Annotated in this window: 27 protein-coding genes and 6 pseudogenes; 16 read left to right on the plus strand and 17 right to left on the minus strand. The window is 69.3% G+C overall.

Going from position 1 to position 25,395, the window contains the following annotated elements:
• Positions 1-147 precede the first annotated feature (147 nt).
• Genes H0H10_RS13855 through H0H10_RS13870 form a run of 4 tightly spaced genes read right to left on the minus strand, consistent with a single transcriptional unit; the run spans position 148 to position 2,675 of the window.
• Complete coding sequence (locus tag H0H10_RS13855) at positions 148-351, minus strand: RICIN domain-containing protein (RefSeq protein ID WP_188181235.1); 204 nt, start codon at positions 349-351, stop codon at positions 148-150.
• A gap of 15 nt (positions 352-366) precedes the next feature.
• Positions 367-660 carry a DUF1330 domain-containing protein gene (locus tag H0H10_RS13860; RefSeq protein WP_188181236.1) on the minus strand — a complete coding sequence of 98 codons (294 nt, stop codon included), beginning with the start codon at positions 658-660 and terminating at the stop codon, positions 367-369.
• 33 nt (positions 661-693) lie between these two features.
• Positions 694-2,043: an MFS transporter gene (locus H0H10_RS13865; protein WP_223179888.1), complete on the minus strand. Its 1,350-nt coding sequence runs from the start codon at positions 2,041-2,043 to the stop codon at positions 694-696.
• A 47-nt stretch (positions 2,044-2,090) separates the two neighbouring features.
• Positions 2,091-2,675 carry a carboxymuconolactone decarboxylase family protein gene (locus H0H10_RS13870; RefSeq protein WP_188181238.1) on the minus strand — a complete coding sequence of 195 codons (585 nt, stop codon included), beginning with the start codon at positions 2,673-2,675 and terminating at the stop codon, positions 2,091-2,093.
• A gap of 139 nt (positions 2,676-2,814) precedes the next feature.
• On the opposite strand from H0H10_RS13870, the gene H0H10_RS13875 reads away from it, so the two are divergent.
• Positions 2,815-3,111: a winged helix-turn-helix transcriptional regulator gene (locus H0H10_RS13875; protein ID WP_188181477.1), complete on the plus strand. Its 297-nt coding sequence runs from the start codon at positions 2,815-2,817 to the stop codon at positions 3,109-3,111.
• Positions 3,112-3,264: 153 nt separating this feature from the next.
• Here the strand turns inward: H0H10_RS13875 and H0H10_RS13880 are convergent, their stop codons facing one another.
• The 3 genes from H0H10_RS13880 to H0H10_RS13890 all read right to left on the minus strand — a co-directional run bounded on the left by H0H10_RS13880 (position 3,265) and on the right by H0H10_RS13890 (position 6,515).
• A complete protein-coding gene (locus H0H10_RS13880) occupies positions 3,265-3,489 on the minus strand; it encodes a hypothetical protein (protein WP_223179857.1) in 225 nt (74 codons plus the stop codon).
• A gap of 247 nt (positions 3,490-3,736) precedes the next feature.
• A complete protein-coding gene (locus tag H0H10_RS40965; RefSeq protein ID WP_309141788.1) occupies positions 3,737-5,665 on the minus strand; it encodes a serine/threonine-protein kinase in 1,929 nt (642 codons plus the stop codon).
• 565 nt (positions 5,666-6,230) lie between these two features.
• The gene (locus H0H10_RS13890) at positions 6,231-6,515 is read right to left on the minus strand and encodes a hypothetical protein (protein WP_188181239.1); all 285 of its coding nucleotides are present in this window, start codon (positions 6,513-6,515) and stop codon (positions 6,231-6,233) included.
• Between the two features lie 358 nt (positions 6,516-6,873).
• Here H0H10_RS13890 and H0H10_RS13895 point away from each other — a divergent pair, with 358 nt between their 5' ends.
• From H0H10_RS13895 to H0H10_RS13910, 4 genes and pseudogenes are all read left to right on the plus strand, one after another.
• Positions 6,874-8,103 (plus strand): alginate lyase family protein, encoded by a 1,230-nt coding sequence (locus H0H10_RS13895; protein WP_188181240.1) that lies wholly within the window; start codon positions 6,874-6,876, stop codon positions 8,101-8,103.
• A gap of 78 nt (positions 8,104-8,181) precedes the next feature.
• Positions 8,182-8,439: pseudogene (locus H0H10_RS40730) on the plus strand (ATP-dependent DNA ligase); the annotation flags it as partial.
• A 147-nt stretch (positions 8,440-8,586) separates the two neighbouring features.
• Entirely contained in the window at positions 8,587-8,802 is a 216-nt protein-coding gene (locus H0H10_RS40735; RefSeq protein WP_188181479.1) for a MazG nucleotide pyrophosphohydrolase domain-containing protein, read from the plus strand.
• 232 nt (positions 8,803-9,034) lie between these two features.
• Entirely contained in the window at positions 9,035-9,193 is a 159-nt protein-coding gene (locus tag H0H10_RS13910) for a hypothetical protein (RefSeq protein ID WP_188181241.1), read from the plus strand.
• 293 nt (positions 9,194-9,486) lie between these two features.
• Here the strand turns inward: H0H10_RS13910 and H0H10_RS13915 are convergent, their stop codons facing one another.
• Both H0H10_RS13915 and H0H10_RS39870 read right to left on the minus strand, forming a co-directional pair.
• Positions 9,487-10,740 (minus strand): M14 family zinc carboxypeptidase, encoded by a 1,254-nt coding sequence (locus tag H0H10_RS13915; protein WP_188181242.1) that lies wholly within the window; start codon positions 10,738-10,740, stop codon positions 9,487-9,489.
• Positions 10,741-10,894: 154 nt separating this feature from the next.
• The gene (locus H0H10_RS39870; RefSeq protein WP_309141789.1) at positions 10,895-11,320 is read right to left on the minus strand and encodes a ParA family protein; all 426 of its coding nucleotides are present in this window, start codon (positions 11,318-11,320) and stop codon (positions 10,895-10,897) included.
• Between the two features lie 349 nt (positions 11,321-11,669).
• Here H0H10_RS39870 and H0H10_RS13925 point away from each other — a divergent pair, with 349 nt between their 5' ends.
• From H0H10_RS13925 to H0H10_RS13935, 3 genes and pseudogenes are all read left to right on the plus strand, one after another.
• Positions 11,670-12,161, plus strand: a complete 492-nt coding sequence (locus H0H10_RS13925) for a GNAT family N-acetyltransferase (RefSeq protein ID WP_188181243.1) — start codon at positions 11,670-11,672, stop codon at positions 12,159-12,161.
• A 50-nt stretch (positions 12,162-12,211) separates the two neighbouring features.
• A pseudogene (locus tag H0H10_RS13930) lies at positions 12,212-12,511 on the plus strand (IS701 family transposase); the annotation flags it as partial.
• Between the two features lie 352 nt (positions 12,512-12,863).
• Entirely contained in the window at positions 12,864-14,225 is a 1,362-nt protein-coding gene (locus tag H0H10_RS13935; RefSeq protein ID WP_188181244.1) for a hypothetical protein, read from the plus strand.
• Positions 14,226-14,405: 180 nt separating this feature from the next.
• On the opposite strand, the gene H0H10_RS13940 is transcribed toward H0H10_RS13935, so the two are convergent.
• Complete coding sequence (locus H0H10_RS13940) at positions 14,406-14,753, minus strand: hypothetical protein (RefSeq protein WP_309141790.1); 348 nt, start codon at positions 14,751-14,753, stop codon at positions 14,406-14,408.
• A 151-nt stretch (positions 14,754-14,904) separates the two neighbouring features.
• On the opposite strand from H0H10_RS13940, the pseudogene H0H10_RS40740 reads away from it, so the two are divergent.
• Positions 14,905-15,285: pseudogene (locus H0H10_RS40740) on the plus strand (hypothetical protein); the annotation flags it as partial.
• Between the two features lie 49 nt (positions 15,286-15,334).
• On the opposite strand, the gene H0H10_RS13945 reads toward H0H10_RS40740, so the two are convergent.
• From H0H10_RS13945 to H0H10_RS13960, 4 genes are all read right to left on the minus strand, one after another.
• A complete protein-coding gene (locus tag H0H10_RS13945; protein ID WP_188181245.1) occupies positions 15,335-15,883 on the minus strand; it encodes a GNAT family N-acetyltransferase in 549 nt (182 codons plus the stop codon).
• A 414-nt stretch (positions 15,884-16,297) separates the two neighbouring features.
• Entirely contained in the window at positions 16,298-16,681 is a 384-nt protein-coding gene (locus H0H10_RS13950) for a hypothetical protein (RefSeq protein ID WP_188181246.1), read from the minus strand.
• A 123-nt stretch (positions 16,682-16,804) separates the two neighbouring features.
• Positions 16,805-17,767, minus strand: coding sequence for an alpha/beta hydrolase (locus H0H10_RS13955; RefSeq protein WP_188181247.1), 963 nt, complete (start codon positions 17,765-17,767; stop codon positions 16,805-16,807).
• Positions 17,764-18,789: a threonine ammonia-lyase gene (locus tag H0H10_RS13960; RefSeq protein WP_188181248.1), complete on the minus strand. Its 1,026-nt coding sequence runs from the start codon at positions 18,787-18,789 to the stop codon at positions 17,764-17,766. The genes H0H10_RS13955 and H0H10_RS13960 overlap by 4 nt, the downstream gene beginning before the upstream one ends.
• A 106-nt stretch (positions 18,790-18,895) precedes the next feature.
• Here H0H10_RS13960 and H0H10_RS13965 point away from each other — a divergent pair, with 106 nt between their 5' ends.
• Together H0H10_RS13965 and H0H10_RS13970 are read left to right on the plus strand one after the other, a co-directional pair.
• Complete coding sequence (locus tag H0H10_RS13965) at positions 18,896-19,411, plus strand: Lrp/AsnC family transcriptional regulator (RefSeq protein ID WP_188181249.1); 516 nt, start codon at positions 18,896-18,898, stop codon at positions 19,409-19,411.
• Positions 19,412-19,675: 264 nt separating this feature from the next.
• Positions 19,676-20,035: pseudogene (locus H0H10_RS13970) on the plus strand (DUF4872 domain-containing protein); the annotation flags it as partial.
• Between the two features lie 36 nt (positions 20,036-20,071).
• On the opposite strand, the pseudogene H0H10_RS13975 reads toward H0H10_RS13970, so the two are convergent.
• The 3 genes and pseudogenes from H0H10_RS13975 to H0H10_RS13985 form a co-directional block, all read right to left on the minus strand.
• Positions 20,072-20,344 (minus strand): annotated as a pseudogene (locus tag H0H10_RS13975) (helix-turn-helix domain-containing protein); the annotation flags it as partial.
• Positions 20,345-20,381: 37 nt separating this feature from the next.
• The gene (locus H0H10_RS39875; protein ID WP_223179859.1) at positions 20,382-20,666 is read right to left on the minus strand and encodes a hypothetical protein; all 285 of its coding nucleotides are present in this window, start codon (positions 20,664-20,666) and stop codon (positions 20,382-20,384) included.
• Positions 20,667-21,102: 436 nt separating this feature from the next.
• Positions 21,103-21,591 carry a GNAT family N-acetyltransferase gene (locus tag H0H10_RS13985; RefSeq protein WP_188181250.1) on the minus strand — a complete coding sequence of 163 codons (489 nt, stop codon included), beginning with the start codon at positions 21,589-21,591 and terminating at the stop codon, positions 21,103-21,105.
• Between the two features lie 173 nt (positions 21,592-21,764).
• Between H0H10_RS13985 and H0H10_RS13990 the strand changes: the two are divergent.
• The 5 genes and pseudogenes from H0H10_RS13990 to H0H10_RS14010 form a co-directional block, all read left to right on the plus strand.
• Positions 21,765-22,052 (plus strand): annotated as a pseudogene (locus H0H10_RS13990) (helix-turn-helix domain-containing protein); the annotation flags it as partial.
• Positions 22,053-22,192: 140 nt separating this feature from the next.
• Positions 22,193-22,336, plus strand: a complete 144-nt coding sequence (locus H0H10_RS39885) for an HTH domain-containing protein (protein WP_223179933.1) — start codon at positions 22,193-22,195, stop codon at positions 22,334-22,336.
• Positions 22,333-22,488: a hypothetical protein gene (locus H0H10_RS14000; protein WP_188181251.1), complete on the plus strand. Its 156-nt coding sequence runs from the start codon at positions 22,333-22,335 to the stop codon at positions 22,486-22,488. Before H0H10_RS39885 ends, H0H10_RS14000 begins: the two co-directional genes overlap by 4 nt.
• Before the next feature lie 291 nt (positions 22,489-22,779).
• Positions 22,780-24,402, plus strand: coding sequence for a NucA/NucB deoxyribonuclease domain-containing protein (locus tag H0H10_RS40970; RefSeq protein WP_188181252.1), 1,623 nt, complete (start codon positions 22,780-22,782; stop codon positions 24,400-24,402).
• Positions 24,403-24,487: 85 nt separating this feature from the next.
• The gene (locus tag H0H10_RS14010; RefSeq protein WP_188181253.1) at positions 24,488-25,096 is read left to right on the plus strand and encodes a hypothetical protein; all 609 of its coding nucleotides are present in this window, start codon (positions 24,488-24,490) and stop codon (positions 25,094-25,096) included.
• Positions 25,097-25,395: the final 299 nt, after the last annotated feature.

A 25,395-nucleotide genomic window follows, 5' to 3' on the forward strand; every position in this document is an offset into this window, starting at 1 on the left:
AGGCCGCGCCGCACTTGCCCCCCTCCCGCCACGACCGCGAGCCCCGGCACCGCCCGCGCCGGCCGGGTTCGCGCGCCTTCGGGATACAGAGGTACGCGGCAGGGGCCCGCGGCCACCGGCCGCGGGCCCCTCTTGGGCGTGTGCGGGTCACTCGATGAAGAACTGCTGCCTCACCCCGCCGTCGCAGGGATGGAACTCCATCCGCGCACCGTCTGTCGCCCCTGCCGCGGTCACGCACCAGTTCCCGTACCCGGTGCGGATCTCGTACCGGTCGCCTCCGCGGGGAACGAACCTGAACTCCTGGTTCTCCTTGCCGGGGCCGCAGGGCCACTGGATGAGCCCGTTGTACACGCTTTCGCCGGCCAGTCAGTCGATGCCTTCGACGATGCGGAAGTCGCGCTCGACGCCGTCGGAGAGGGCGACCAGCGCCTCCTGGTAGGCCGCACTCTCGCGCGCCGCGACGGCCTGCTCGAAGCTGTCGAACTCGATCAGGACGGTGCGCTCGGCGATTCCGGCGTCATGCTCCACGACCCGACCGCCACGGACGAGGACCCGGCCGCCCCCGGCCTCGACGGCCAGGCGGGCCAGATTGTTGTAAGCAGCCAGCTTCTCAGGGTCGGAAATGGTGCGGTAGACGCTGACCCAGTAGCCCTTGGGCATGGAATCTCCAGTGTTGGGATGAGTGCATCTGACTTACGGGTTGGTCTCGGACGAGCGCCGGCGGGCGAGAGCGAGGCTTGTCAGCGTCGTGATCGCCATGGCGCCGATGCCGACCAGCGCCGCGGTGGTGTAGGCGCTGTCGTCGGGGAAGAGGTGGCCGGGGCCGGTGCCTGCGGCGAGGATCAGGCCGCCGATGGCGCTGCCCAGGGAGTACCCGACGCTGCGGACGACGTAGTTGAAGCTCATGGCGCTCGACGTCTCGCTCTTGGGGGTGACGGCCAGGATCACGCCGGGCATCGCGGCGGAGAAGCCGCCGACGCCGAAGCCGAGCACGCCCATCGCCACGAACAGTTCGGCCAGGTCCGACCGGGCCGCCGCGAACAGGGCGAACCCGCCGCCGACCACGACGGCGCTGCCGGCCAGGAGCAGGGGGTCGGCGATCCGCGTCCGGACCCGCGGCGTGAGCTTGCCGGCAACGAACCCCAGCACCGAGAACGGGATGAGGACCAGCCCGGCGACGAAGGTCGTCAGCCCGAAGCCGTAGCCGGCGCCGTGCGGCGTCTGCGCGTACCGGGTGATGAGCGTGAGCAGGAGGTACATGCCGATCCCGCCGACGAACATGGCGAGGTTCGCCCCGGCGACCGCCGGGTGCCGCACCGCCCGCACATCGACCAGGGGCGTCGTGCTGCGCAGCTCGATGACGGCCCAGACACAGAGCAGCACCACCCCGGCGACGGCGAGGACCGCCGCCACGGCGAGGTGCCGGCTCCACAGATTCCGTTCGCCGGCGAGGAACAGCACCAGGAGCAGCGCAGCGGCCAGGACGACCGCGCCTGCCACGTCCACGTGGGCGGAGCGGCCTTCGGGGGCTTCGGGCATGGAGCGCCAAGCGGTCAGGAGGGCGGCCGCGGTGACGACCAGGCCGAGGCCGTAGGCGGCCCGTACCCCGCCGAGCTCGGCGAGCAGTGCGGCCAGCGGGTAGCCGACGCCGGCCCCGATGATGGAGACCACTGAGATCAGGGCGATCACGGCCGCGCTGCGCTCCTCGGGGAGGTGGTCCCGGGCCACGCCCATCATCAGCGCCGTCAGCCCGACCCCGACGCCCTGGGCCGCCCTGCCGGCCAGCAGCCACGCGAACGGCAGCGGCAGCACGGTGAGCGCGCTGCCGGCGACGACGACCGCCAGCGTGGCGAGGATCGTGGCCCGCCGGTGCGGGCCGGCTCCGAGCCGGCCCAGGACCGGCGTGGCGACGGCGCCGCTGAGCAGCGCGATGGTCAGCGTCCACTGCGCGCTGCCGAGCGAGACGTGGAACGAGGTCGCCACGCTGGTGATGAGCGGTGTCCCGAGGCTGGCGACCGCCGCCACGACCAGAGCGATGAACATCAGCGAGGGGACCAGCAGCCGCGCCTTTGAGCGCTCCCGGGTAGTGCTCACCGGTTGGTCGCGGTCGTGGTGGGGAGGAAGTCGGCGAAGCGAGGCGCGCCGGGCTCGTGCGGCATGCGCGTGGCGCGCGCGGCGAAGCTGACGGCGTGGTACCACCCGCACAGCAGAAGCAGATCGAGCAGCTGGAGCTCGTCGAAGACCGACACGAGTCGTGTCCACAGCGCGTCATCGATGTCGGAACGCTCGTGCAGCGCGTCGACGGCGAGGATGAGCAGCCGTTCCCGCTCGGACGTCCAGCAGGCGTCAGCGGGGCCGCCGTGCACCAGGGATGCCGCCTGCTCGCGGGTGAGCTCGACCCGCTCGGCGAACGTCATCATGTGCACGCCCCACTCGTACTCGCAGCCGCACAGCGCGCATGTCCGGTCGATGGCGATCTCGCGCTCCCTCATGGTCAGGGTCAGCTGTCGGCCCAGCTCATAGCGCCCCCATCCGTGCATGGCGCCGGCCATGGGGAGGTTTCTGGCGAACATCCGGAACAGCCCGATCGGCGGCACGTCCCCGGGCATCATGCGCGCGAGCAGCGCGCCGGCCTCGTCGGTGTACGGCGGTTCCAGCAGGGCTATTCGCGACATCGGCGCTCCCGTTGAGGTTGTTTCGAAATCCGAAACACGGCACGGATGCTAGTGTTTCGAATAACGAAACACAAGGAGGGTCATGCCGACACCGCGCCCAGGAACACCGGTTCGTGGATCGACGACCGGCCGTCCGATCATGGCCGCGATGGACCTCTTCGGCCGTCGGTGGGCGCTGCGCATTCTCTGGGAGCTGCGTGCGGGTCCGCTCGGCGCCCGCACGCTGCTGGCCCGGTGCGAAGGACTGTCATCCAGCGTCCTCTACCAGCGGCTTCGCGAACTGACGACAAACGGGATCATCGCCCGCTCAGCCGACGGCTACGAGCTCACTCACCTGGGGGCAGCGCTCAATCACGCCCTGCAGCCACTCAACGAATGGGCGATCACCTGGGCGCAGGCACAAGAGCAGAACGATCAGGACCCTGCGGAGGCATGAAGGTGGAGCCGGCGGTGGGCGAGGGAAGCGGACGCCGGTCCGGCGCAAGGATCACGGCACTGCGTAAGTAGGCACGGTCTGCCCGTCGCGGCCGTCCGGGGCGGAAGCGCCGTCACGGCCATACGGGCACCGGAACGGGCGGGCCTGGCGTGGTCAGCGCGGCCAGGGAAGCCGGGGTACGCCAGTCGGCCGGGGCGCGGCGTGCGGGATGAGGTCTGGCATCGCGAGCTGCGCGAGGCCGGAGTCGGCAGTCTGGGCGAGTTCGGCCTCGGCCTGCGCGGTGGTCAGCGCGCCGAGCCGCCGAGGTGCCTCGGGCTGGTTCACGGCGGCGTAGCGCTCGCGCTGCGACCAGGACCACGGGGACGACGCGGGGACCACGGGCCGCCCAGCAGACGGCGCAGCCCACGCCCTGCCATCTGCCCGCGTGGCTGCGCCCGGCCGGCGCCCTGACCCCTGCTGGTGCGCCGGCTCGTCCGGCGCGGAGCGCGGAGGCGCCGACGCGCAACACCACAGACAGGACCGGCCCGATCCCCCGGCCGCACACCGCACCCGCCCGTTCCTTCCCCGCCGTAAGACGCAATCTTGCTCGGCCCGGCGAGGGGGCGCCTTGCGTCCGAGGCTCGCGCTACTGGCTGGAGCGGCGTCGGAAGCGCGACCACCAGTCGAGGAGTCCGCTGGATCCAATGGAGTCTCTCTGCTGCGGCCGCCGTGAGGACTCGTTCGGCCCTCGGTCAATCCTGTCTAGGAGTAGACCGCGAGGAGGGGTGCTCGTGTAGCGAGAGAGTTCCAGCAGCTTCTCCGCTGCTTCGGCGTTCGGACGCCGAGCCGGGTCTCTGTGGAGCAGAGCCCTGATCGGCGCGGCGAGGCGACCGGCGAACTGCATGGGCGGAATCTGCGCTTCTCGCAGAGCCAGCAGGATTTCGTAGTCATTCACTCCCTCAAAAGGCCGTCTGCCCTCCACCATCTCGTACAGCGTCACTCCCAGAGACCACAGGTCAGAGGCCTCCGAGGCCGGGCGCCGATCCTCTGGGTCCATGCTGACGAGTTCTGGCGCCAGGTACTCCAGCGCACCGATGACCTGGCCGACCTGGGTGACTCGGGGGGCTCCTTTGTACGTGGCGATCCCGAAGTCCATCAACAGTGCGCTTCCGTCAGCGTGGAACAGGATGTTGTCCGGCTTCACGTCGCGGTGAAGGACTTCAGCCTCATGTACCGCCCTCAGCGCGCGGAGAACCTGGAGCCCGATGTCTGTCGCATGCATCACCGTCAGCGGTCCCTGCTCACGCAGCACGTCGCCCAGCGTGCGTGGCGCGAACCGCTCCATTGCGATCCACACCTGGCCGCTCTCCTCGACCACGTTGTGGAACCCAACGACGTGTTGGTGTTCGACCCGGCTGAGTGCTTGCGCTTCACGTTGTGCCCGTCGCACCCACTCGTCACGCTCATCGGAGTCCTGAACATCCCGCAGCCCTTTCAAGGCCACTGTCCGGTTCGTTTTGGTGTCCAACGCCTCCCACACACGTCCCATCCCACCGCGTCCGAGTTCGCGTTCCAGCCGGTACCTGCCTGCGACCAGAACGCCGGACCAGTCGTCGGGACTCCCGTCGGGCCCGTTGCCGTCTGACGCTGAGGAGAAGCCCGCCTCGTTCGTCATCAGCAGGCGTGGAGGCAGCGGTGCACCAGGGCGCGGTAGGTTGCGGGACAGCTCTTCGTCCAGGACTCGTTTCCTGCGTTGCAGCTCTCGCAACTCTTCCTGTGCCTTGGTCCGATGCTCCTCGGCCTCCCGCTTGGCAGCCTGGATGATGCTGGCTGCTACATTTTCCGCGTCCTTCCACTCGTCGTCCGTCTCGCCGCCCGCAGTCGAGGGGGCGGGTGACGTCAGCCGGGCTTGAGCTTCGGATTCGGCAAGCTGTTGTTCCAGTTGGTTGCAGCGTTCTTCCGCCTGCTGGTGGAGCTGGCGGGTCCGTGCCAGCTTGGCCTTCAGCTCTTCTATTTCGGCAATGAGCCGGGCTCGCTCGTCCTCGGCCTCAGAAGCCGCTGCGGCTGCTGTGGCTTCGAGCTCTCGGTGGCCAATCTCCAGGTTCCGGATGCGGTTCTGGTGCTCTTCCACCGCCTGAGCGAGGTATTGCTCTCTGACCGCGGCCTGGCGGGCCCTTCTGTGGGCTTCGGCTAGCTGTTGCTCGAGGAACAACACCTTGTGCTGCGGGTTGTTCCCGGCCCTGAGCACATCGTTGTGCAGCTTTCGGAAGAGCCCGATTGCCTCAGCCGTCGGTACGGTCCCCTGCGCCTCAGCAACCGCGTAGAGGAGGTCGTGGATGAAGCCCCATGTGGGCGGACGCTCCCCTTTGAGGTAGCGGTAGACCGTGGAGTGGTCATACGGGCGGCCAGCCGCATACCGACGGTAGGAGATGCCAAGGCTGTCAAACAGCGCACACAGCTGATCAGCGAGGGCAGCTTCCTCAGGCGTGCGACGGTCTTCCCGCGGCTCGAGACTTCCCGACACCAGCTGCTCTCCCTCTCGTGTTGTGGTGGGTGTTGCCGCCTGTTCGGCCACGCCGTTGAACCTGTCGCAACAATCGGCTGTTCGCGAGCGTGGTGCACATCGTCACAGATGTCGTACTGATCGTGAACGGAGACTTCAGATGCGCAGCAATCGGACTCAGGACCTCGTTGTCTTCTTGGCGGTTCTCACGGCCGGCACGGTCCTCGCCCTGCACGACGCCCAGTCCGCGTTCTTGGCGTCTGTCGCCGTCATCGTCACTGACCTTTACACCGACTGGCGTGGCAGTCGGCAGGGAAGCAGCGATGAGGTCCGTAGGAGTCGGCGGGGGGACGCAGGACCGGATTAGACGTCCTTTCACTGCAGAAGCAGCGGCGGCCGCCCCTGGTCGGGGCGGCCGCCGCGTCAACGAGTCGTCTGGCCTTCCTATCGTGAAGGCCTTGCGCGAGGTGGTTTACAGAGACTCTCCTGCCTGCGGGCGCGAAGCGCTGAGCGTCAGCATCGCGGTACGTCGGTTGTGTGGTCCAGGTGGGCAAGGAAGCTTTCGATCTCGCGCACCAGGGCTTGGGCTCTCTTGGACAGGTCGAACCCGGCTTGCCTCGGCGCGGACTCCGCTTGGTCAGTGATGACGTGTGGATCGATGGAGCCGCGTTCGCCCGGTCCGTGTCGCGTCGATCGCGTCGGCCGTCGACGCGAACCCGGCGGCCCTCGCCTGGGCCTCCAGTGCGGCGCGGCGGGCCTGTTGGCCTGCGGGCAGGGTGCGTCGGGCACCCGCGGCCCGTGCCGCGCGCACGGCGGGCAGGTCGTCGGTGCCGGCGCGGGCGTCGGCGGGACGGCGGAACAGCTCCTGGAGGGGCGGCGTCGTGGCACGCAGCCGGGCAATCAGGTCCGGATCGTCTGCCATCGCGGCGGTGCGGGCCTGGGACAGGGCGACGCCGCGTCCGTGGCCACGAGCACGGTCGTGGCCGGGAGCCGGTGTTCGGCCCAGTACTCGGCTGTTGTCGTGCGGTGGGCACGGGCCAGGTGCGGACCGAGTTCCGGCAGCAAGGCCCTCTGGCGCCTGACGGATGCCGCTCACACTCATCTGGCTCGATACGTGATCGGCAAGACGCCACCTAGGTCTAGACCTTGACGTGTTCATGATGGGTCGCTAGTTTCCCGGCCACAGCGCCATTCACATCGCCGTAAGCCGATCGCATACATGAACGCGTGTGTCGTCGGTGTCAGCAGACTCGTCAGTGCCGTCAGAAAGGCAACCCCCCATGGCTGGAAGAGTCCTGAAGCCCGCTCTGCTCGCAGCGCTCGGCGCGCTGATGGCCGGCGTCCTCGCGGCGCCGGCCTCGGCCGCCCGGTCCACCTCCGCCGCCCCTGCCCCCGCTTCCGCCGCCGTCCCGGCCGCACAGGCCGCCCCCGACGTGTTCACCCACCCAGGCGTCGGCGTCAGCCGGGCCCAGCTCGACACCATGCGCGCCCGGGTGAACGCGGGCGCCTCCCCGCAGGCCGCGGCCTTCAGCCAGATGATGAGCTCGCGGTACGCGTCGCTCTCCTACACGCCCCACCCGCGCGCCGTCGTGGAGTGCGGCTCGTACTCCAACCCCAACCTCGGCTGCACGGACGAGCGCGAGGACGCCATCGCCGCGTACACCCACGCGCTCGCCTGGTACGTCACGCGGGACGCCGCTCACGCCCGCAAGGCGATCCAGATCATGGACGCCTGGTCGGCCATCGTCCGGGACCACACCAACAGCAACGCGCCGCTCCAGACAGCCTGGGCGGCCTCCTCCTGGCCCAAGGCCGCCGAGATCATCAAGCACGCCTACGCCGACTGGCCGAACGCAGGCCGCTTCGCCACCATGCTGCGCACCGTCTACTACCCGGAGATCCAGAACGGCTCCAACTCCAACGGCAACTGGGAGTTGAGCATGATCCAGGCCATCATCGGCATCGGGGTCTTCCTCGACGACAAGGCGATCTACGACCGAGCCGTCGCGCTCTACCGCAACCGCGTCCCCGCGTACGTCTACCTGACCTCCGACGGTGCCCTGCCGCGCACCAAACCGGGCGACGGGCGCGACACCCGCGACGAGATCATCGCCTACTGGCACGGCCAGACCACCTTCGTCAACGGCCTCTCCCAGGAGACCTGCCGCGACTTCACGCACACCGGCTACGGCATCGCCGCCATGGCCCAGGTCGCCGAGACCTCACGCATCCAAGGCCAGGACCTCTACCCCGAGTTCGGCGAGCGGATCCGCCACGCCCTCGGCTTCCACGCCACGTACGAACTGAACCAGCCGCCGTCCTGGCTCTGCGGCGGCACGGTCAAGCGGGGCCTGGGGCCGGTCACCGAGGTCGGCTACAACGCCCTGCACAACCGCCTCGGCCACGCCATGACCAACACGGAGACATACACCCTGGCCCGCCGCCCGATGGGGACGAACAACCTCTTCGTCGCCTGGGAGACGCTGACCCACGGCGACAACGTGTCCTGACTCCCGCACCGGTGGAAGGAGCACGTCGAAGTCGCCTCGCCTCCCTAAAGGAGGGCCGTCGATGAGACAGACGCGGCAGCCCACATGAACGGCGAACTGGTCGTCACCACACACGGGCGGCGCGACGTCGGCGAGCTGCAGCGCCGTGCGCGGCGCCGGGGCCGCAGCGCCGCCCAGGCCGCCGCCGAGCTCCCCGCCTACCTGGGCGCGTTCGATGTCCTGGAGACCGGCGGGACGGAACTCCTGACCCGCCCGTACCGGGACCGGCGTGCCGTCCTCGAAGACCTCTTCGCCCGGGGCGACCTCGCTGCGCCCTTCACCCTGTGCCCCAGCACGCCGGACCGGGCTGCGGCACAGCAGTGGCTGTTGAGCACCCGTGGTACGGCCGCCGCTGCAGCGCCGGCTGGGGAGCGCCGCCCTGGGAGCTGGACTGGCACCCCGTACGACCGAACCTGGTCGTGGAGTTCCTCGGGACTCGGCTTCATGGGGGACGTCGGTGATCTGGCCAAGCAGGTTTTGGTCCAGGAGGGGGCGCGGTCGGGTCGGCCGGACAGCCAGGCTGCGCTGGAGCACGAACTGGCCGACTGCCTGTGGTCGGTGCTGATCCTTGCCCACCGCTACGGCATCGACCTGGAGAGCGCGTTCGTACGCACCATGGGCGAGTTGGAGAAGACGATCAGCGCTCGGCTCGACCCGTAGACGCTGACGGGGGGCAGCGGCATTGCTGACACCTTCAGTGCTGCCGTTTCCGGACAGGGGGCTGCTCCCCACTCATTCACGGGTGGCGGGGCACCTCGAAGCTGAGCCACCAGGGCTTGTGCCCGACGGCCTCACGGCCAGCCCACGGGCGCACCCTGACGCCCGGTACGCCAGACGTGTCTGTGTGACCCGCCTCATGGTCTGCTGAGATTGAACTCGTGGTGTCGTGCGGTTGCTCACCGATGTCGACGAGAGCGGGGCGCTCGCCTTCGCGGAGGTCGTCACCGCCGCCCTTCTCGACGCCCCGGAGCCGCGCCGGACCTGCCGGCCGGGCGTCGCGGCGGCCCTCCTCCCCCGGAAGGGCCGGACGAGCCAGGATCCGAGGGACTGACCGGGACGGCACCCCGCTCCGAGGCCGGGGCGGGGCCGTCCTGTCCGTCGAGGACCTCGGACTGGTCCTCGACCTCCCGCGCGAGCAGGTCACCTTCCTGCATTTGATAGCGGGAGCCGAGCCCCTTCGTGCCGTAGGCCGACTCTGCTGGCGAGCTCATCTGGAAGACGCAGAGTTGCCCGATCTTGATGCCAGGTCGGAGCAGCGGGGGAAGGGGGGGCATGTTGCCGAGCTCCAACGTCACGTGCCCTTCGAAACCCAGGTGCCTGCGCACGGGACCCGTTCCACCATGGTCAGTCCGCCGTGGTCTCCCACCCGTAGTCCGGCAGCTTGAAGAAGTCGTCCCCGTCGACCTGGTCGGCGCTGCCCGTGGCCAGGCCCGTCATCAGGGACTCCACTCCGGTGCGTACGGACTGGACGAACATGCCGCGCTGCTGTTGTCCCAAGTCGTCCTGCTGCCCGCGGACTTCGAAGAGGACTGTGCCGGTTCCGTTGAGGGCGAAGGCGGAGCGGCCCTGGCCGGCGTATTCGCGCGCGTCGGGGTGGAGATAGCGGCCGGCCGCGGCGAGCCTCGACTGCTCGCCGTATGCGTCGGCGATGCCATTGGCCACCGCGAGCGCATAGCGGCGGGACTTGTCCTGGTCCAGCTTCGGCCACTGCTTCTTGTACTTGGCGCCGTCGTTCACGCCGAGCGGCGGGTAGTCCAGCGAGACCGTGATCAGCTTGCCGTCCTGAGGGCCGCCCGTGATGCGCTCGCAGGGACCCATGTGGTGCAGATCGATGAAGGCGTCGACAGATCCCTTCTCATTGCGCATCTTCACATAGGTGTCACGGATCGCCCGCGACTCGGGGGAAAGGAAGAAGCCGGCGTCGGTCTGCGTGCCGGGGAGGTCGGAGGCCCGCGGGACGTAGTTCAGATCCGGGTTGAAGTCCCGGTTGAGGTCATAGCCGGGCTGGTCGATGCCGTCACCCCTGAGGCTGTGGTACCAGGCCCGCGGTGCCCCGGCCAGCTGGGGGAACTGCGCGACCGTCTGGTCCCAGGAGCGTACGTTGATACGACGGTTGAGCTCGCCGCCGTCCGGGTTCACCATCGGCATGGCAACCAGGGTGACCTTGCTGAGGAGTTCGGCGGTCTTCGGACCAGAGCCGGAACCGAGCTCCTTGAGGATGCCGATGAGGGCCTCCGTGCCCGTGCGCTCGTTGCCGTGAATCGCGCTGGTCACCATCAGGACGCGGGGGCCGGTGCCCACTCGCGCGGCCCACAGTTCGCGGCCCTGGGTGGTGCGCCCGGCGACCTCGACCTGCACCCGGCCCTTGCTGGTCTCCTCGATCTGCTGCAGTGTGGCGCCGAGTTGAGCATGGTCGGTCCAGCCAGACCAGGACGGATCGTCGGAGACCTTGCAGCTGCCCGGCCCGCTTCCGGCAGCCGTGACCGTGGCGGCGGCCGGTGAAGTGACCAGTACGGAGCCGAGGACGGCGGAGGCCCCGACGGTGGCAACGGCTGTGCGTAGCGCTCGCGAACGGCTGCTCTGCGGGTAGGTGCGCATGGGGCGGGCTCCTCACGACGTTACGGCCGGGACCGGCGTGGGGGGCGGTCCGGATCATGCTGACCCGAGGGTCAAGGCAAGGTCAATGGGGCGTAGATGAATGGCCACAGCCCTCGCACAGTGGATCGAACGACCAAGACCAGACGCGACAGACTCAACCCGAACAGCTCGTCGCGCTGCGGAAGCTGGGCGTGAAGTGACACGTGCCGTGGCCGTCCAGGTCGACCAGGAGTGTTCGGCGGCCGGGAGCCGCGAGCGCCCTGCCCAGATGCAGCGTGGTCGTCGTCTTGGCGGCGCCGCCTTCCGGTTCGGCAGGGTGTCTTTCCCATAGCCATGGCGGCAGACCCCGTACCGCCGTCACAACGGGCCGCCGCAGGGTTCCTACGAGGCCGGGGCAGGCACCGCCGCCAGCTGCGACGACGACGGCGAGGACGGCGGCGAACGCGGCGACCGTGGTGAGGCCCGCCATGATCGGGGTGCAGAGGTCCGGGCTGCGGTAGACCGCGTAGAAGACGGCGCCGGCGATCAGGGCGCCGACCAGGACGACCAGCAGGACGACGAGCGGAGCCAGCGTGGACACGAGCGGCTCCCCCTCGGGGTCGGGCCGCCCCGGCCTGACCCGGGCCGCTGCACGTCGACGCCGCCTCTCCCCGAGATCCGGCGGGTGGGGCGGCATCGTACGTGGTGCTCCGAGCTGGCATCAACCCCGTGCCAGGTCACCGCGCCACCGATGATGGCGGCGATAACGGTAGCCACCGCCGCGACCAATGCCGCCACAACTGTCTGTGATCGCCATAGTGAGGTGGTACCCGTCCCGGAGTTGGGGTTAGCACTCCAGCCGTAGATCGTTATGTGCACTGGTCTTGGGATTGTCTGCCGCTGGCGAAAACTCAGATGATCTGAGCCCACCATCCGGTTAGGGTCGGGCGGTGCCCAAGCTGAAGCGGCTGCATGCTGGCCATGCCCCGGCGGTCCTGGCCTTCGAGCTGGAGAACCGCGCCTACTTCGCTGCCTCGGTCCCCGACCGCGGCGACGACTTCTTCGACAAGTTCACCGACCGGTACGGCGCCCTGCTGGCCGAGCAGGAGGCCGGCATCTGCGCCTTCTACCTGCTCGTTGCCGAGGACGGCTCGGTTCTGGGCCGGTTCAACCTGTACGACCTCGAGAACGGCACTGCTGAGCTCGGTTACCGGGTCGCGCAGCACGTCGCCGGACGCGGTGTGGCGACCGAGACCGTCCGGGAGCTGTGCCGGCTGGCGGTGGCGCGGCACGGGCTGCGCACCCTGCGGGCGGGCACCTCCCGAGAGAATGTCGCGTCCCAGAAGGTGCTGATCAAGGCTGGGTTTGTCCTGGTTGACCCGGCCGACCTCGGTGGTAAGTCAGGCCCCTGGTACCAGCGCGACTTGGTACTGCAGCGGTAGACCGTGATCTTGCTGGTGGACCGGCTGCGGGAAGGCTGCGGCCACCGCTGGGCCTGGCCGGACTGGACGAGCACCGGGTCCGACGCTTCACCTCATGGTCCCGCTGGGTCACCCTGGCCATGCTCGCTCACGCCTTCCTCGCCGTCGTCCGCGCCGATGAGCACGCCCGCCGATCCCGCCCCGGACGGGCTGATCCCGCTCACCTGCAACGAGATCCAGCGACTGTTCACAGCATTCGTGCGGCCCATACGCGACGCGGTCACCGGCTCCGCTGGTCCGCCTGGCGACGCCGCCACCAAGCCCGAGCCCAGGCCAGCCATTACCACCGACAAGCCGCGAATCAGACCTGAAGACCACGATCTACGGCTGCAGTATGAGAACGTGGTGCCGAGCTGGCGCGGGACCTGGGCGCAGGAGCAGGCGTGGATGAGGGAGCATCAGCGTTTGGCGGCATATCTGTCGTCATCTGCCTCCCCTTCCCCACCATTCCGTAACCCCATCCTGCCCTGGCAAGGTGATCTCGCGCTGGGCGGATACCGGAAGATGTCTGCACAGAGCGGCGGAGCGGCCGTCCAGCCGGTAGTGGCCCAAGGTGTTGGTGGTCTCCCCTCAAGACAGAGGCCGAGGTTGGATGGGGGGATGCGAAGATCCACGGTTTGGACACGCGGGTGGGGGTCGGCGGCGCTGATATGCGCGGCGGCGGTGGTTCTCCTTCCCGTCGTACGGTTCACTGCTGCGGCGCCGCGCGTCGACATGCTGGTCGCGATGACGATGGCGCTCGTGTGCGGCCTGGGGTGGGTGGCGGCCACGCGCCGGGCGCCCGCGCTGGAGCCGGGCCCGCCCGCCCCCGGCCTCGACGAGGAGCTCCCGCCGATCCCCTCGGTGCTCCCCCGGTCTTTCCCCGTCCCGCTCGGTCCCGCGTTCGCCCTCATGCTTGCTGCCACCGCCATCGCCTCGGCGTTCCTCGTGGGGCTGCGGCCGGACGGTGCCCAGGGCGAGGCGCTCGACGAGATCCAGCGCGCGCAGCCGCGGGTGTCGACGGGGACCGTCGTCCGGGTTGACGGCGAGGAGTTCACCGGCGTCGGGAAGGGCAAGCGGAGCGGCGGCGGTTACTACTTCGCCGATCTGCAAGTCGAGCTGGCAGATCACACGTTGCTCGCCGTGGACCGCGGGATCGTCGGCTCGTCCCCGCAGGAGGGCATGCACGTCCAGATCCTGCACGCCCCCGGCCGCCCCGAACTGGGCGGCTGGGTAGACGACGGTGAGGACCTCTCGTCGTACCTCTCGCCCTGGTACGTGCCCCTGAACGGCGGAACGCTGATGCCGTTCGCGGTTCTCCTGCTCGTGGCGTGCTGGGCCGCCGCCATGGTGAACTCTGAGCGGGTCGCGGAGTACGGTCCGCGCAGGCTGCTGACCGAGGACGCGGCGGCGGGGCGGGTGAACGCCGGGTATGTGGAGCGGCTGACCGCGGTACACGACGCCCACACCACGGTCGGCGGCCGGGCCGGCAGCACCAAGGTGGTCGACAAGGTCCGGCTGAGCGCCATGGTCGACGGTGTCGACTCGGTCGAACTCCGTGTCCACCGCGCCGACATCCTCGCCCTGGCGACGGATTTCGGCGAGACAACCGGCTGGCTGGTCTGGGCCCGGCGTTGGACCATGGTGAACGGCAAGAGCACGGTCCCGGCGGTCTTCGTCGCCCCTGACGGCCGGACCTTCACCTGTTCCGTCCCCCGCGACGACATCCGCCGCCTGACCGACGCCGCCGGGGAGACGCAGGAGGCGACCACCCCCGGCACGGCGACTCGTCCCTGGAAGGGCGTCTGCCGCACCTCCTCCCCCGGCATCCGGCTCACGGCCGTCGGGCTGTACGCGGCAGCCGGGGCGTCCCTGCTCCCAGCCCTGACCGGGAACGCCGGCCACCTCACCGGCTACCTCCCCCTCGCCCTCACGCCCGTCGCCGCCATACTGACAGCCGCACTCGTGGTCCCCAGCTGGCGCCGCACCCTGCCGCTTCCGGGCTGGGAACGGCGGACGAGCCGGGACGCCCGCGTACGCGCGTGACAGGACGATCGGTGGCCTGCTTCGACGAGCGGGCCACCGCCGCGGCGGAACCTCAGCCTGCCTGCTTCGGTCTGGATCCGACATCAGTGGCAAAGAGTCCAGGTTCGTCGGCAGAAGACGCAGTGCAACCGCCCCGGGCCTGCCGGCTCTCCGGCGGGCTCGTGGTCGCCAGGGTGCACTTCAGACGGTCCGCGTGGCAGGCGCGGCCTCCAGGCGGTCCAGGCGTTCATACAGGGCCCCGACGAACCGGGCGCGGTTCTGGGCGCAGTGTGCGGTGCCCTGGATCGGTTGGGAGAGGCGGCCGGCGGCTTCGCGGAGGATGACTGCGGCGAGGGGGCCTCGGCCGTCGTTCTCCGGCAGGGCGGCGGCGTGGCGCTGGACGTCGGCGGCGAGGGCGCGGGCGTGCCCGGTGAGCTGGAGGCGTCCGGCCTCACGGTCGGGGTCCTGGTCGGCCCGACCATGACGACCGGGTTCCGAACCCCCGGCGGCGTCCGGCCGGTGGATTTCTTTCCTCGCACACGCGGGCACGGCATTAGCGGCGGAACAGTCGGACTTGCCTGTTTTTTGGTATCTTGACAGTTTCAGCTGTTCTGTCATTTTGTGCCCTGCCGCTTCGAGACGACCGAGCGAGAGGTGACCCCGACAGACCAAGTACGACGCGGGCCAGGCAGTCAAGCGCCTGAAGGTGCCCGCAGCCGCCTTCCGGTGGGCCCGGCACACCGGTCTGATCCCGGCCCCCGACGCGTCGCCGTCCCGGTGGTCCCGGGCCGCCGTGGAGGCTCTGGACGCCGACGCCATCCGGGCCGCGATGCCCTCGCCACCGATCTCCGGCGGCGCGGCGGCCGACCCGATCGCCGACGCGCTCGGCACCCCTAACGTGATCGGCGAGAAGGCGAACGTGACGGCGTTCGTGGTCCGGCGGTTCGTCGACCGCGGCCTCCTGGTCGACCTGAGCGTGAACCCGGACGGGATGCTGTACCACCCCGGCCAGGTCGACCAGGTCTGCGCGCGGGAGGACCTGGCGGGCCCGGTCGCCGCCGCCACCCCGCTCGGACCGGAGCACCGCGTGCTTGCTTCCGCCAACACCCCGAGGAAGGGCATCTACGACGTCATGCGGGGTCCGCCCACTCCTCACGAAGCATGCCGAACAGCACCCTGTCGTAGCGCTCCCCCTCCACCAGTACAGCCGACCGGCGGCGGCCTTCCTCACGGAAGCCCAGCCGGGTGAAGGCGCGCATGGCGCGCTCGTTGCCGCTCCAGGTGTCCAGCTCCAGCCTGTTCAGGCAGTACGCACCAAACAGGTGGCCCACGAGCAGCCGCAGCGCGTCACTGCCGTAGCCGCGGCCCCAGAACTCCCGCTCGCCGATGGTGACTCCCAGCGTGGCCACTCCGGCGTAGGGGTCGAGGTCCCGGTAGTCGGCCATGCCTATCACCGTCCCGTCTGCGAGGTCCTCGACCGTGAACACGGCCGACTCCCTCGGGATCAGTCGCAGCATGGTGTCGAAGCCGAGCTGGATCGCTTCCGCCGTGACCGGGCCGAACAACGGGTCACCGCCTGCGGCCCAACGCACCACCTCGGGGTCATTGCGCCACCGGAAATGGTGTTCAGCGTCCTCGGAGCGCAGTGCGCGCAGTCTTACCAGTTTTCCTTCGAACATTGAGGAACCCTAATCGATCGGAGGGATCACTCCGGACTGGCGGCGTATACACGGACGTCCACAGCTCACCTGCTCGCTCGGTCCACGCGGCCCCCCCTTGGAATCGATCACTGGGTCAAGATCAAGCTTGGGGTCTGGAGAACGCCAAGCGTTGGCGGCCCTCGGACGCTCTGGGCGCCCGGACGGCTGCGAGCCGCGCCGTCTGCCGGGGTGGCCTGCACGGTGTTCAGCGCCAACGCCCGCCAGAACGATGATCAAGACCTGTGGATCAGCTCCGTGGCGAGCCCTCAGCCCGATGAGGCTGCCGATCTCGTTCGTCGGTCATGGGCCAGGTGTCCCAGACAAAGTCCAGGCGTCGGTACGCGTCATCGAACCAGGCGTCGGCCCGCGGGATGGTGACCGTCTCTGGTCCGGTCAGCAGAAAACGAGCGGGACGCCCTTGTCGACGCAGTACTTCATGACGTTGATCAGTTGGCGGGTGTCATCGATGCGGCGCCGTTGGAGGTCGGAATCGTCGGCGGCTTGGGGCCGCTCGACGGCGAGCTCTTCCAGCCGGGGCAGCATGGCCGCGCACTGAGCGGGAGCCAGGTCGCCGTCGTCGTCGGGATGGTTGAGCAGCGGTTCCAGCGTCGTGGTGATGCTGCTCCACGCACGCTTTCCGCCGAAGCCGGCCATCTCGGGGAGAGCGATTCCTTCGGCTTGGGCCAGCCATTGCCTGAACAGGTGGAACCCGTGGTACGACCACGAGGTGTCCGGGCTGGCCACGTCGTCGTCCGCAGGGCAGAGCATGAGCCCCATCCGGTCGCTCTCCTCGCCTTCTTGGCACCCAAGGTCATGTGGAAGTCGCCATTCTCATGCAGCCGAGGCCGAGTCGGGAGACCGCCGGGCCGTCCGGCAAGGGTGGGGTGCACCGTTCCTCCATCACTTTGCCAGGGCTGCGCGGAGGAACGCGAGGATCTCCGCCTGGGCGGCTTCGGCCTGTGGATCCACGCCGGGCAAGGTGAGGAACGCATGCTTTGCGCCCGGGTATTCGGAGAGCCGTACTGAGGTCCCTGCCTCCCGCAGCCGCTCGGCGTAGTGGCGGCCGTGGTCGGCGACTGCGTCCTGGGTGGGCACGACCACGAGCGCCGGGGCGAGCCCGCTCAGGTCATCCGCGTACAGCGGCGAGACTGCGCCGGCGTCGTGTCCCGGCGGGACGGCGAGCTGCTGGAGGAACCGCAGTAGCGGCAGGGCACGAGTCGGGCTGAATGCGTACTCGGCGATCGAGGGATGGTCGAACATCGTCCCGGTCACGTCGACCACGGGGTTGACCAGCACCTGCGCCGTGAGGTCCAGGCCGGCAGCCCGGGCCCGGATGGCCGTCAGCGCGCTGATCAGTGCGCCGCAGCTCTCCCCGAAGACAGCCGTGCGGAACGGGTCGATGCCCCACTGTGCGGCGTGCCGCAGCACATGCCGGAGCACGTCCCAGCCGTCGTCGGCGGCCGCCGACAGCGGAGTTCCCGGGGCGAGCAGGCGGTGTTCGACCGAGACCACGAGCGCGGGCAGCCTGGCCGCGAGCCGGCTGTTTGTCCAGTCGCATTGCACCGCCGTGCCCACAAATCCGCCTCCGTGGACATGGACCACGAGCGGCAGGTCGCTCCGGGCGGCGGCCTCACCGTCGCCCGTCGGCAGCGGCCGGTACACCCGGACCGGCAGCACGCGGCCCGGCAGCGCGACGTCCTGCCACTCGATCGCGGCGTTGGGATCGGGTTCGCCAAGGAGCGCCCGCGCCGCGCTGGACGCCCGCCAGCCGTTCTCCGCAGCACGGTAGGCGATCAGTTCTCCGGTCGTGATCGCCGAGAAGTCCGGCTGCGGCGGCCGCTTCACAGCAGTGGTCTCATTCATTTCTTCTCCCTTGCCCTTAAGAAGGTCGTGCGTCCGGCGGGACTCGACGCCTGTGCAGGGCTGGTGAGCCGGGCGGCCAGCTCGCGGACCTGTTCGGGGCGCGGGTTGGCACCGGTCAGCACCGTCGCCAACCGGTCGCCGACGACCGCGCCCTCGGCGATCGCCGCCAGGCCCGCTGCCCCCGCCGGTTCCAATACGATCCCCAGCGTGCGCGCCGCCAGCTCCATGGCGGCGGCGATGGCTTGGTCTGGCACCAGGACGATCTCGTCCACCAGCGCGCGGGCCCGCCGCACCGAGGTCTCCAGCGGGGCGCCGACCGCGATGCCGTCGGCGAAGGTGCGGACGTGTTCGAGGCGGACCGCACGGCCGGCGCGCAGGCTTTCCAGCATCGTGGGGGCGCCTTCCGCGTTCACCCCCACGATCCGGGTGTCGGGTGCGTGCTCCTTCAGCCAGCACGCCACACCGTTGATCAGAGCGCCATCGCCGACCGGGAGAACGACGGCGTCGAAGCCAGGAACGCCCGGCGCTCCACGGGTCAGCTCGACCCCGATCGTCCCGGCGCCCTCAGCGATCGCCGCCTGGAGGCCATCCTGCAAGTAGAGATGGTCAGGATGACGTTCGGCGTGGGCGGCCGCGGCCTTCCGCGCCGACAGGCCGTCCGCCCCCGCCGCGATGACGCGGGCGCCGAAGGTCTCCATCCGCTCGCGCTTGGCGGGATTCACCGTCTCGGGCACGAACACCACGACCGGCATCCCGCGGGCGCGTCCCGCGTAGGCGACGGCCTGCCCGAAGTTGCCCGAACTCGCGCACACCACCGGCGTTCCGGGAGCCAGTGTGCTCAGTATCAGATCGGCGCCCCGGCCCTTGAAACTGCGCACCGGATTGGCCGTCTCCACCTTCACCGTCACCGCGCGGTCGCCCAACGCCCTGCACAGCTGCTCGTCGAGGTACTGCGGGGTATTGAGGAATACCGGATCGATCACCTGCACGGCGTTCTCGATGCGCGCCACATCCAGGTCCATGCGCCTCCCCCTTCCGCTTCCGCGGAGCCTGCGGACACGACCGACGCTAACCGAACGCCCGATCGAAGCGATTGAGAATTATCGCGTCGGGGCGCAATAATTTCGCGTGCCCGAATTGCCGCCACCACGCCTGGACGAGATCGACGCCCTGCTGCTGGACCTGCTCCAGTACGACGCCGGACGCACGTTGCACGAGCTCGGTGAACGGGTCGGGCTCTCACCGAGCGCCGTCCAGCGGAGGATCGCCCGCTACCGCAAGGACGGCCTCATCGCCGGGCAGATCGCCGTCCTCGACCCGCACCGCTTCGGCCCCACCGTCCTGGCGACGGTCCTCGTGACACTGAACCAGGAATCGTTCGAACACCATCGCGTATTCGCCGAACGGATGCGCGCCGAACCACAGGTCCAGCAGTGCTACCGGGTCGCGGGGCCATGGGACTACGTGATCGTCCTGGCGGCGCGCAGCATGCGCGACTGTGGCCGCCTCGGCGACCGCCTGTTCAAGGCCGATGACAACATCAGGCGTTACGAGACCTTGGTGGCCTTCGACACCATCAAGACCAGCCTGGCTCTCCCGCTACCCGCTCCACAATCCCCTCCACCTCAAGACCGCCGGCCTTAGCGAGAAGACACAGGTGTCCGAGGGCGGAAACTTCTGCAGCCCCGATGACCAGCGTCGAGACCCTCCACCGCGGAACCCGCCCGGACGCCGACTCGCGGTTGCCTGCGGATCGGCGTCGGGTCTGTGGGGCACCTCTGCTCTGATGCCCGGATCAACGGGGCCGGTCTGGGAGGTCTGTTCATCCCTCGCTGCCATCGTCGTCCTCGTCCAAGTCGGGCGTGTCCGGATCCCGCAGTGGCCGCAGCACGCCGCCGGCCGGGATGGAGGCTGGTACGCACCTGGCTCCAGCGCACCGACAATCCACAGCGAGACCTGCCACAGGCCGCCCTGTTGATGGAGAAGGCCGGCACCGGTGGCGCCCTGTTCCGCAACCTCTACCGCGACTTCCTCGCCGAATGCACCGATCTGCTCGACAGCAGCCACCTACGTACCGGCCACACGCTGTACACCGAGGCCGCCACCCTCTGGGCGGAAGTAGCAGCACTGATCAAGAAGGCTGGTGAATCGGGCGATGCGCAGTGCCTCGTCCAGGCCGGCTCGGTCCTCGGTGATCTCTCACGTATAGAGCGCGAGGCCATGCAGGCACTGAGCCTCCTGGGGAACGAGACCCCAAGCATGATCTAAGAGCTGTCCCGCAATTGATCTCTGGGTCGGGCTGATACGGGGCCGGCGGGCGAGCGAGAGCCCCAGGTGGTCGATGCCGCGGTCGGCCGAGGACTTCGAGACCGAACAGCGGGGCGCGCAGCGTCAAGTTCGTGCGCCAGTAGGCGGTCAGCGGCAGCACGCGGTCTTCCGGTGCCAGGCCCCAGGTGAACGGCCCTTGCGCACCAGATCCGCGCCGTCGTGGCGTAGGGCGGCGATGAGCTTGCGGAAGCAGCGTGGACTCAGCCCGGAGAACGGGATTATCCAGGAGGGGTCCGACGCCGTGATCACACCAGCCGTGACAAGATCGTCTCATCCCTGTCCCGTCTCACCGGGGCGTGAGGGAATCCCCGGCTGCCCGTCGCTGACCGGGCCACATGTCGTCATACGCGGCGTCAAAGAACTGCACCTGCGGCCCGCGCAGCGCGGACGCGTCGGCCAGCTCTCCTTGGGCCACCTCTGCAAGGCGGGCCGCATAGCGGTAGGCAGCACCCCGCAGGGGCTCGCTTCTGGCCGAAAGGTCGATCTCCGCGTGCGCGAGCCACAAGTCGTCGACGAGTCGGTCGATCACCGGATCGGCCACGCTGACGCCGACGTGTGGGGACGTGAGCACCGCGCCTTCTCCAACTGCGACGCAATGCTCAGAAACTTCAGGATCACGTTCTTCAGCTCTGCACGGTGCGCGGCTGACTCCTGTATCTCCAACTGCCGGGTGCTCGCCCGTGACACCAGGTACTGGCCGAACAACGACCCGCCAGCGCCGAGCGCAACACCGGCCAAAGACAACAGCGCCGGCCCCAAGGTTCCCCAAGACCCCATGAGGTCAGTCTCTCAACTCGCTGTCGAGAGAGCCGAGCTGCCTATGTGCAGCCCATGCCTAGCTCGTGACCGCTCGGGTTACCTCGCCACGTCCCGCACACTCTCACCGTCGGGCAAGCCGCCCCACATCGTCCGGTCGCGTTCCATAGAGTACGCACGTGCCCGCGGCATGCGCGGGCAGGGCGAAGAACGACGCGTGCGCTGAGAGACCCCGCGAAGGTGACTGAGCCCTACGTGAGTTCCTTCCGCATCAACGTGCACATTGTCTCGTAGCGGCGCAACGATCCATCAGGGGCTTGCTCGTCCCACGAGTCCGGCTGACGATCGTACGCGACATAACCCAGCCTTTCGTAGAGCGCACGTGCCCGGGGGTTGCTTTCCTCCACACCGAGCTCGGCCTGCCGCAGACCACGGTTCCTGATACGCAGTTCTGCGGCTTCAACAAGAAACGTGCCGATCCCGCACGACTGCAATGCGGGGTGGACTGCCAGCTGCCACAAAGTGCCCACCCCCTTCTTGACCTGGTAGTCGACGCCGCCTTTCGCCACAGGGATGTCCGTTGCAGGGCAGACCGCAAGGTAGTCGACCTCGCCGGTCCGGACACGTTTCAACTGCTCGGCGACGCTGGCCAGGTGGTGGTCAGACCCTGCCCACCCGCACGACGGCAGGTCCGCATGCACCAAATCACGGGCCGACAGCTTCAACACAACGTTGATCATCTTCAGTACCTCCGGCGAGCCAGCATCCATGCCGATCACACAGGGCGCAAAAAGGTTTCCTGTGCCCACACTTCTGGCTCACGGGCCACTGCTGTTCAGGCAATCAGACGAACGCTGCCACTGAAAGCGAACGAAGCCAGTCGCGAATGGCCGGCAGTTGAGATGATCTCGCTGTGTCTGGTGTGATCACGGCGTCCGAGCCGTCCTGGACAGCTCCGTTCACTGGGCTGAGCCCGAGGCAGTTCGGCAAGCCGGTCACCGCGCTGCGGCGCGAAGGTGCGGACCCGGTCCGCAAGGGCCGGCCGTGGAGCCTGCCACTGCACGACCGGGTCCTGCTGGTCACCGCGTACTGGCGAACGAACCTGGCGTTGCGGCAACTCGCGCCGCTCTTTGGGGTGTCCAAGTCGGCTGCGGACCGGATCGTCGATCATCTCGGGCCGTTGCTGGCCCTACGGCAGCGCTCTTCGCCACGCTCGCCGAGTTCATCCGCGAGCTGATCGTCTCCGGCACCCGAGAGGGCCTGGCTTCCGCCCGTGCCCACGGCCGGGTCGGCGGTCGGCCCACCCTCGCCACCACCGAGATCATCCGGGCCGCCCGCGACATGCTTCCCAACCCCGAGCACTCGATCACCTCGATCGCCAAGCTGCTCGGCGTCAGCCCCGGCACCCTTTACAACCACATCCCCGACCTACAGGAGCTGCGGGCCTGCCGCGTCCCGGCCCAGATCGACGGTGGTACCCGATGATCCCCGGACCGCACCGACTCAAGGGCGGTGCCCTCCAGCTCGGCGCCGGCGAGCACGGCCTACCCGGCCCGTTCGGCGCCTGGACCGATCAGGGCAGTGAGGAAGACGAGCGCGATCCGGCCAAGAACGTCCTCGCCGAGCCACACTGCTGATTCACCAAGATCATCCCACGGCGGCTTTTGGGTTCCCCTTGACTGGACCCGATGCCCGGGCGACGTCGGCGAGCGGTACCGACCTCGGCCACGCCCTTGGTGCCGGTCGGAACGGGTCCGCGGTCCCAATCCGGCGAGGGCGGACCGGACCGCTGCCACAGGAGATACACAAGCACTGCACGGCATGTGACCACCCTGTGACCGTCTCCCCCTCAAACGATCTTTAGGTTCTGTGATCAACTCCGCGCGCACGCGCGGTGCGGAGGCTCCTAGTCGCCCCGGAGAGGCACAGTGCATCGTCACAGAATCTTCCGAATATCGCGCCGCGCGGCGGCCCTCGCGCTCGGTCTCGCGCTGCTCGGCCCGCAGTACGCCGTCGCGGACGGGCCCCAGCGGGAAGGGACCGCCGGAGCCGCCCCGCTCCTCGCCGGCTCACTGAAGCCCATCAATCTCGAAGTCGGCATATCCACCGAGCAGTTGGCAAAGCTGCGCGAGCGGGGCAAGGCCGCCGAGCGGGCCGGCCGGCCGCTGCCGAAGGCGGACGTCCCGTTCCAGACCGAGAGCCGCCCCGAGCGCCAGCCGGCCGCCGGACGCGCCGACCTGACCTTCACCGAGGCGATCGAGTTCATCGAGCAGGACGCCGAACGGCGCAAGACGCCGATGAACAGCCGCGTCGACTCCTACCTCGGTCAGCAGCGCACCGCCCGCACCACGTCCTCGACGGAGAGCGGCTTCACCGCCCAGGCGACCGCCGCGACGATCGGCGAGACACCGTCACAGGCGCTCTACGACTCCTGCATGACCGCCGGCGCCGCCTCCGAGGCCGGGCGCGTGTACGACCGGTTCACCTTCTGCCAGCAGGTACCGATCACCGCCGACTACTGGGAGAAGGACGCCGCGGGCAACCCGGTGGACCACCTGGGCACTACCAAGGCCACCCTGGAGGTCATCGCCCAGGGCTTCGAGGACCAGCGCACCATGCGGCTGTTCTCGCAGATCAAGCAGGGCTCCGTGTCGTACGACTGGGGCTGGTGGGACAACATCTGGACCGCGCCCGGCGTGCCTCTGTCGCTGTTCGGCACCTGCGCCCCGGATCAGCTCGACTGCGGGGCCTCCCGCAGCCCGGCGACTCTGACCTGGGACAACTGGAACAACAACCCCAGCTGGGCCTACTGGGACATCAGCAACTCGGCGGCGGCCGGCTACGGCCGCGACAAGCTCATGCCGAGCTTCTGGCGGGTGGAGTTCTTCACCGAGAGCGACGAGTTCAGCACCGATGCGCCCGGCACCTCCCCCGTGCAGGTGGTCCGCTGCGACTCGGCGGCCTACATCGTGGGCCCGTTCGGGGCCGACCGCTCGCACGGCTGCGTCTTTCCCGGCGCCACCCCCGTCCTCACGTACAGCCTCTCGGGCACCGAGGCCGCCGTCGCGCAGCACATCCTCGGCGCGCAGACGCACCCCGAGTACACCTACCCGCGCCTGCCTGCCGAGGAGGAGGCGCAGCGCGACAAGCGCATCCCCGGCCAGGCGATCAACGGGCAGCCGGTGCACTACGGCCTGCACCGCATCCACTCCACCCTCAACGCGACGGACTACCAGGCCAACCGTGAGCACAAGGACGGCGCCTGCTACAGCACCGGCCCGCAGGCCTCGACGTACGCGGGCCTCGGTCTCAACCCGGCGCCGGACACCTCCACGCAGCAGTGCGACGAGTACCCGTTCGCCTCGACGCTGGAGGGCGCGGCGAGCCCGGACTGGGACTTCTCGGTGCAGGCGGTGCCGACCCCGGACAATGCCTCCGCGGGCGGCAAGCTGATCGCCTACTACAACGCCGACCGTATTCTGGCCTGGGACGCGTCCCTGCCGTATCCGGACGGCACCAACGACCGGTTCTGGGTCGAGATCGTCGACTAGATGCCAGACCGCCGGACCGCGTAACGGCGGGGGCCGCCGCCCGGAGGCGGCCCCCGCTTCCGAAAGCCACCAGGGAGCCGACGCGATGCACGCACAACCGCTGGATCTGACCCGCCTGTGGGGCGAGGGCTGGGCGATCACCTTCGCGCCCCGGACGCCCGCCTTCTGCCTCGACGCCATGGGGGTCGACGAGCCCGCGCCGCTGCCGGACGGGCTTGCGGCGTTCGCCCAGCGCACGCCGTTCGACGGGCCACCCGTGCTGGTCGCGGCTGCCGTGCTGGACGAGCGCTGGTCGGTGGTGGTGGAGAGCGAGGCGCAGACCGGCTGGGTCGGCACCCACCCGGACGTCCTCGAGACGCTCGCCGCCCCGGAGGCGCCCGCCTGCACCGCCTTCTCCGACCCGAACAAGGTGCAGGTCGTCTTCCGGGAGTACGGCAGCCTGGTCGGCGGCCTTGAGCCGCGTACCAACCGCCGCTGGGGCCACTTCGGTGACCACACCCGGCAATCCCTGCGCGAGGCGGGTTTCCCCGACGACTACGCGACCCCGCAGCACCCGGTACCGGCCGCCCCCAGCGAGGGCGCCCTCGCCCTCCTCGCCGCCCAGGCCATCACCCGCGCCGAACTGCGCGCCGAACACCTCAAGGGCCCCTGGCTCGGTGGCCTCACAGCCAAGCCCTACCCGACCACGCCCTGACGGCCTGTCCAGGCCGGTCACATCCAACGCCCATAGCTGACCACCGCAGTCAGACGGGACACTGCACCTCTGCCCGACGGGGCCTAGGCGTTCCGGTCCGCCGCGCGGGTGATGTTGACCATGAAGGGTCATCCCCGCCGACGCGGGGTGATCCGTCGGAGCGCCGGTCTCGGAGTGTCAACGCTCTCCGGCACACGTGCAGCACGGCTCATCACGTCCCTGCTGCACCCGTGTGTTTTCGCCGCCGGCTTACGACGAACGCTCACTCGTGGGCCGGCGCCCGCTCGGTCCGCTCGGGG

The organism is Streptomyces griseicoloratus (assembly GCF_014534645.1).
GTDB classification, from domain to species: Bacteria; Actinomycetota; Actinomycetes; order Streptomycetales; family Streptomycetaceae; genus Streptomyces; species Streptomyces griseicoloratus.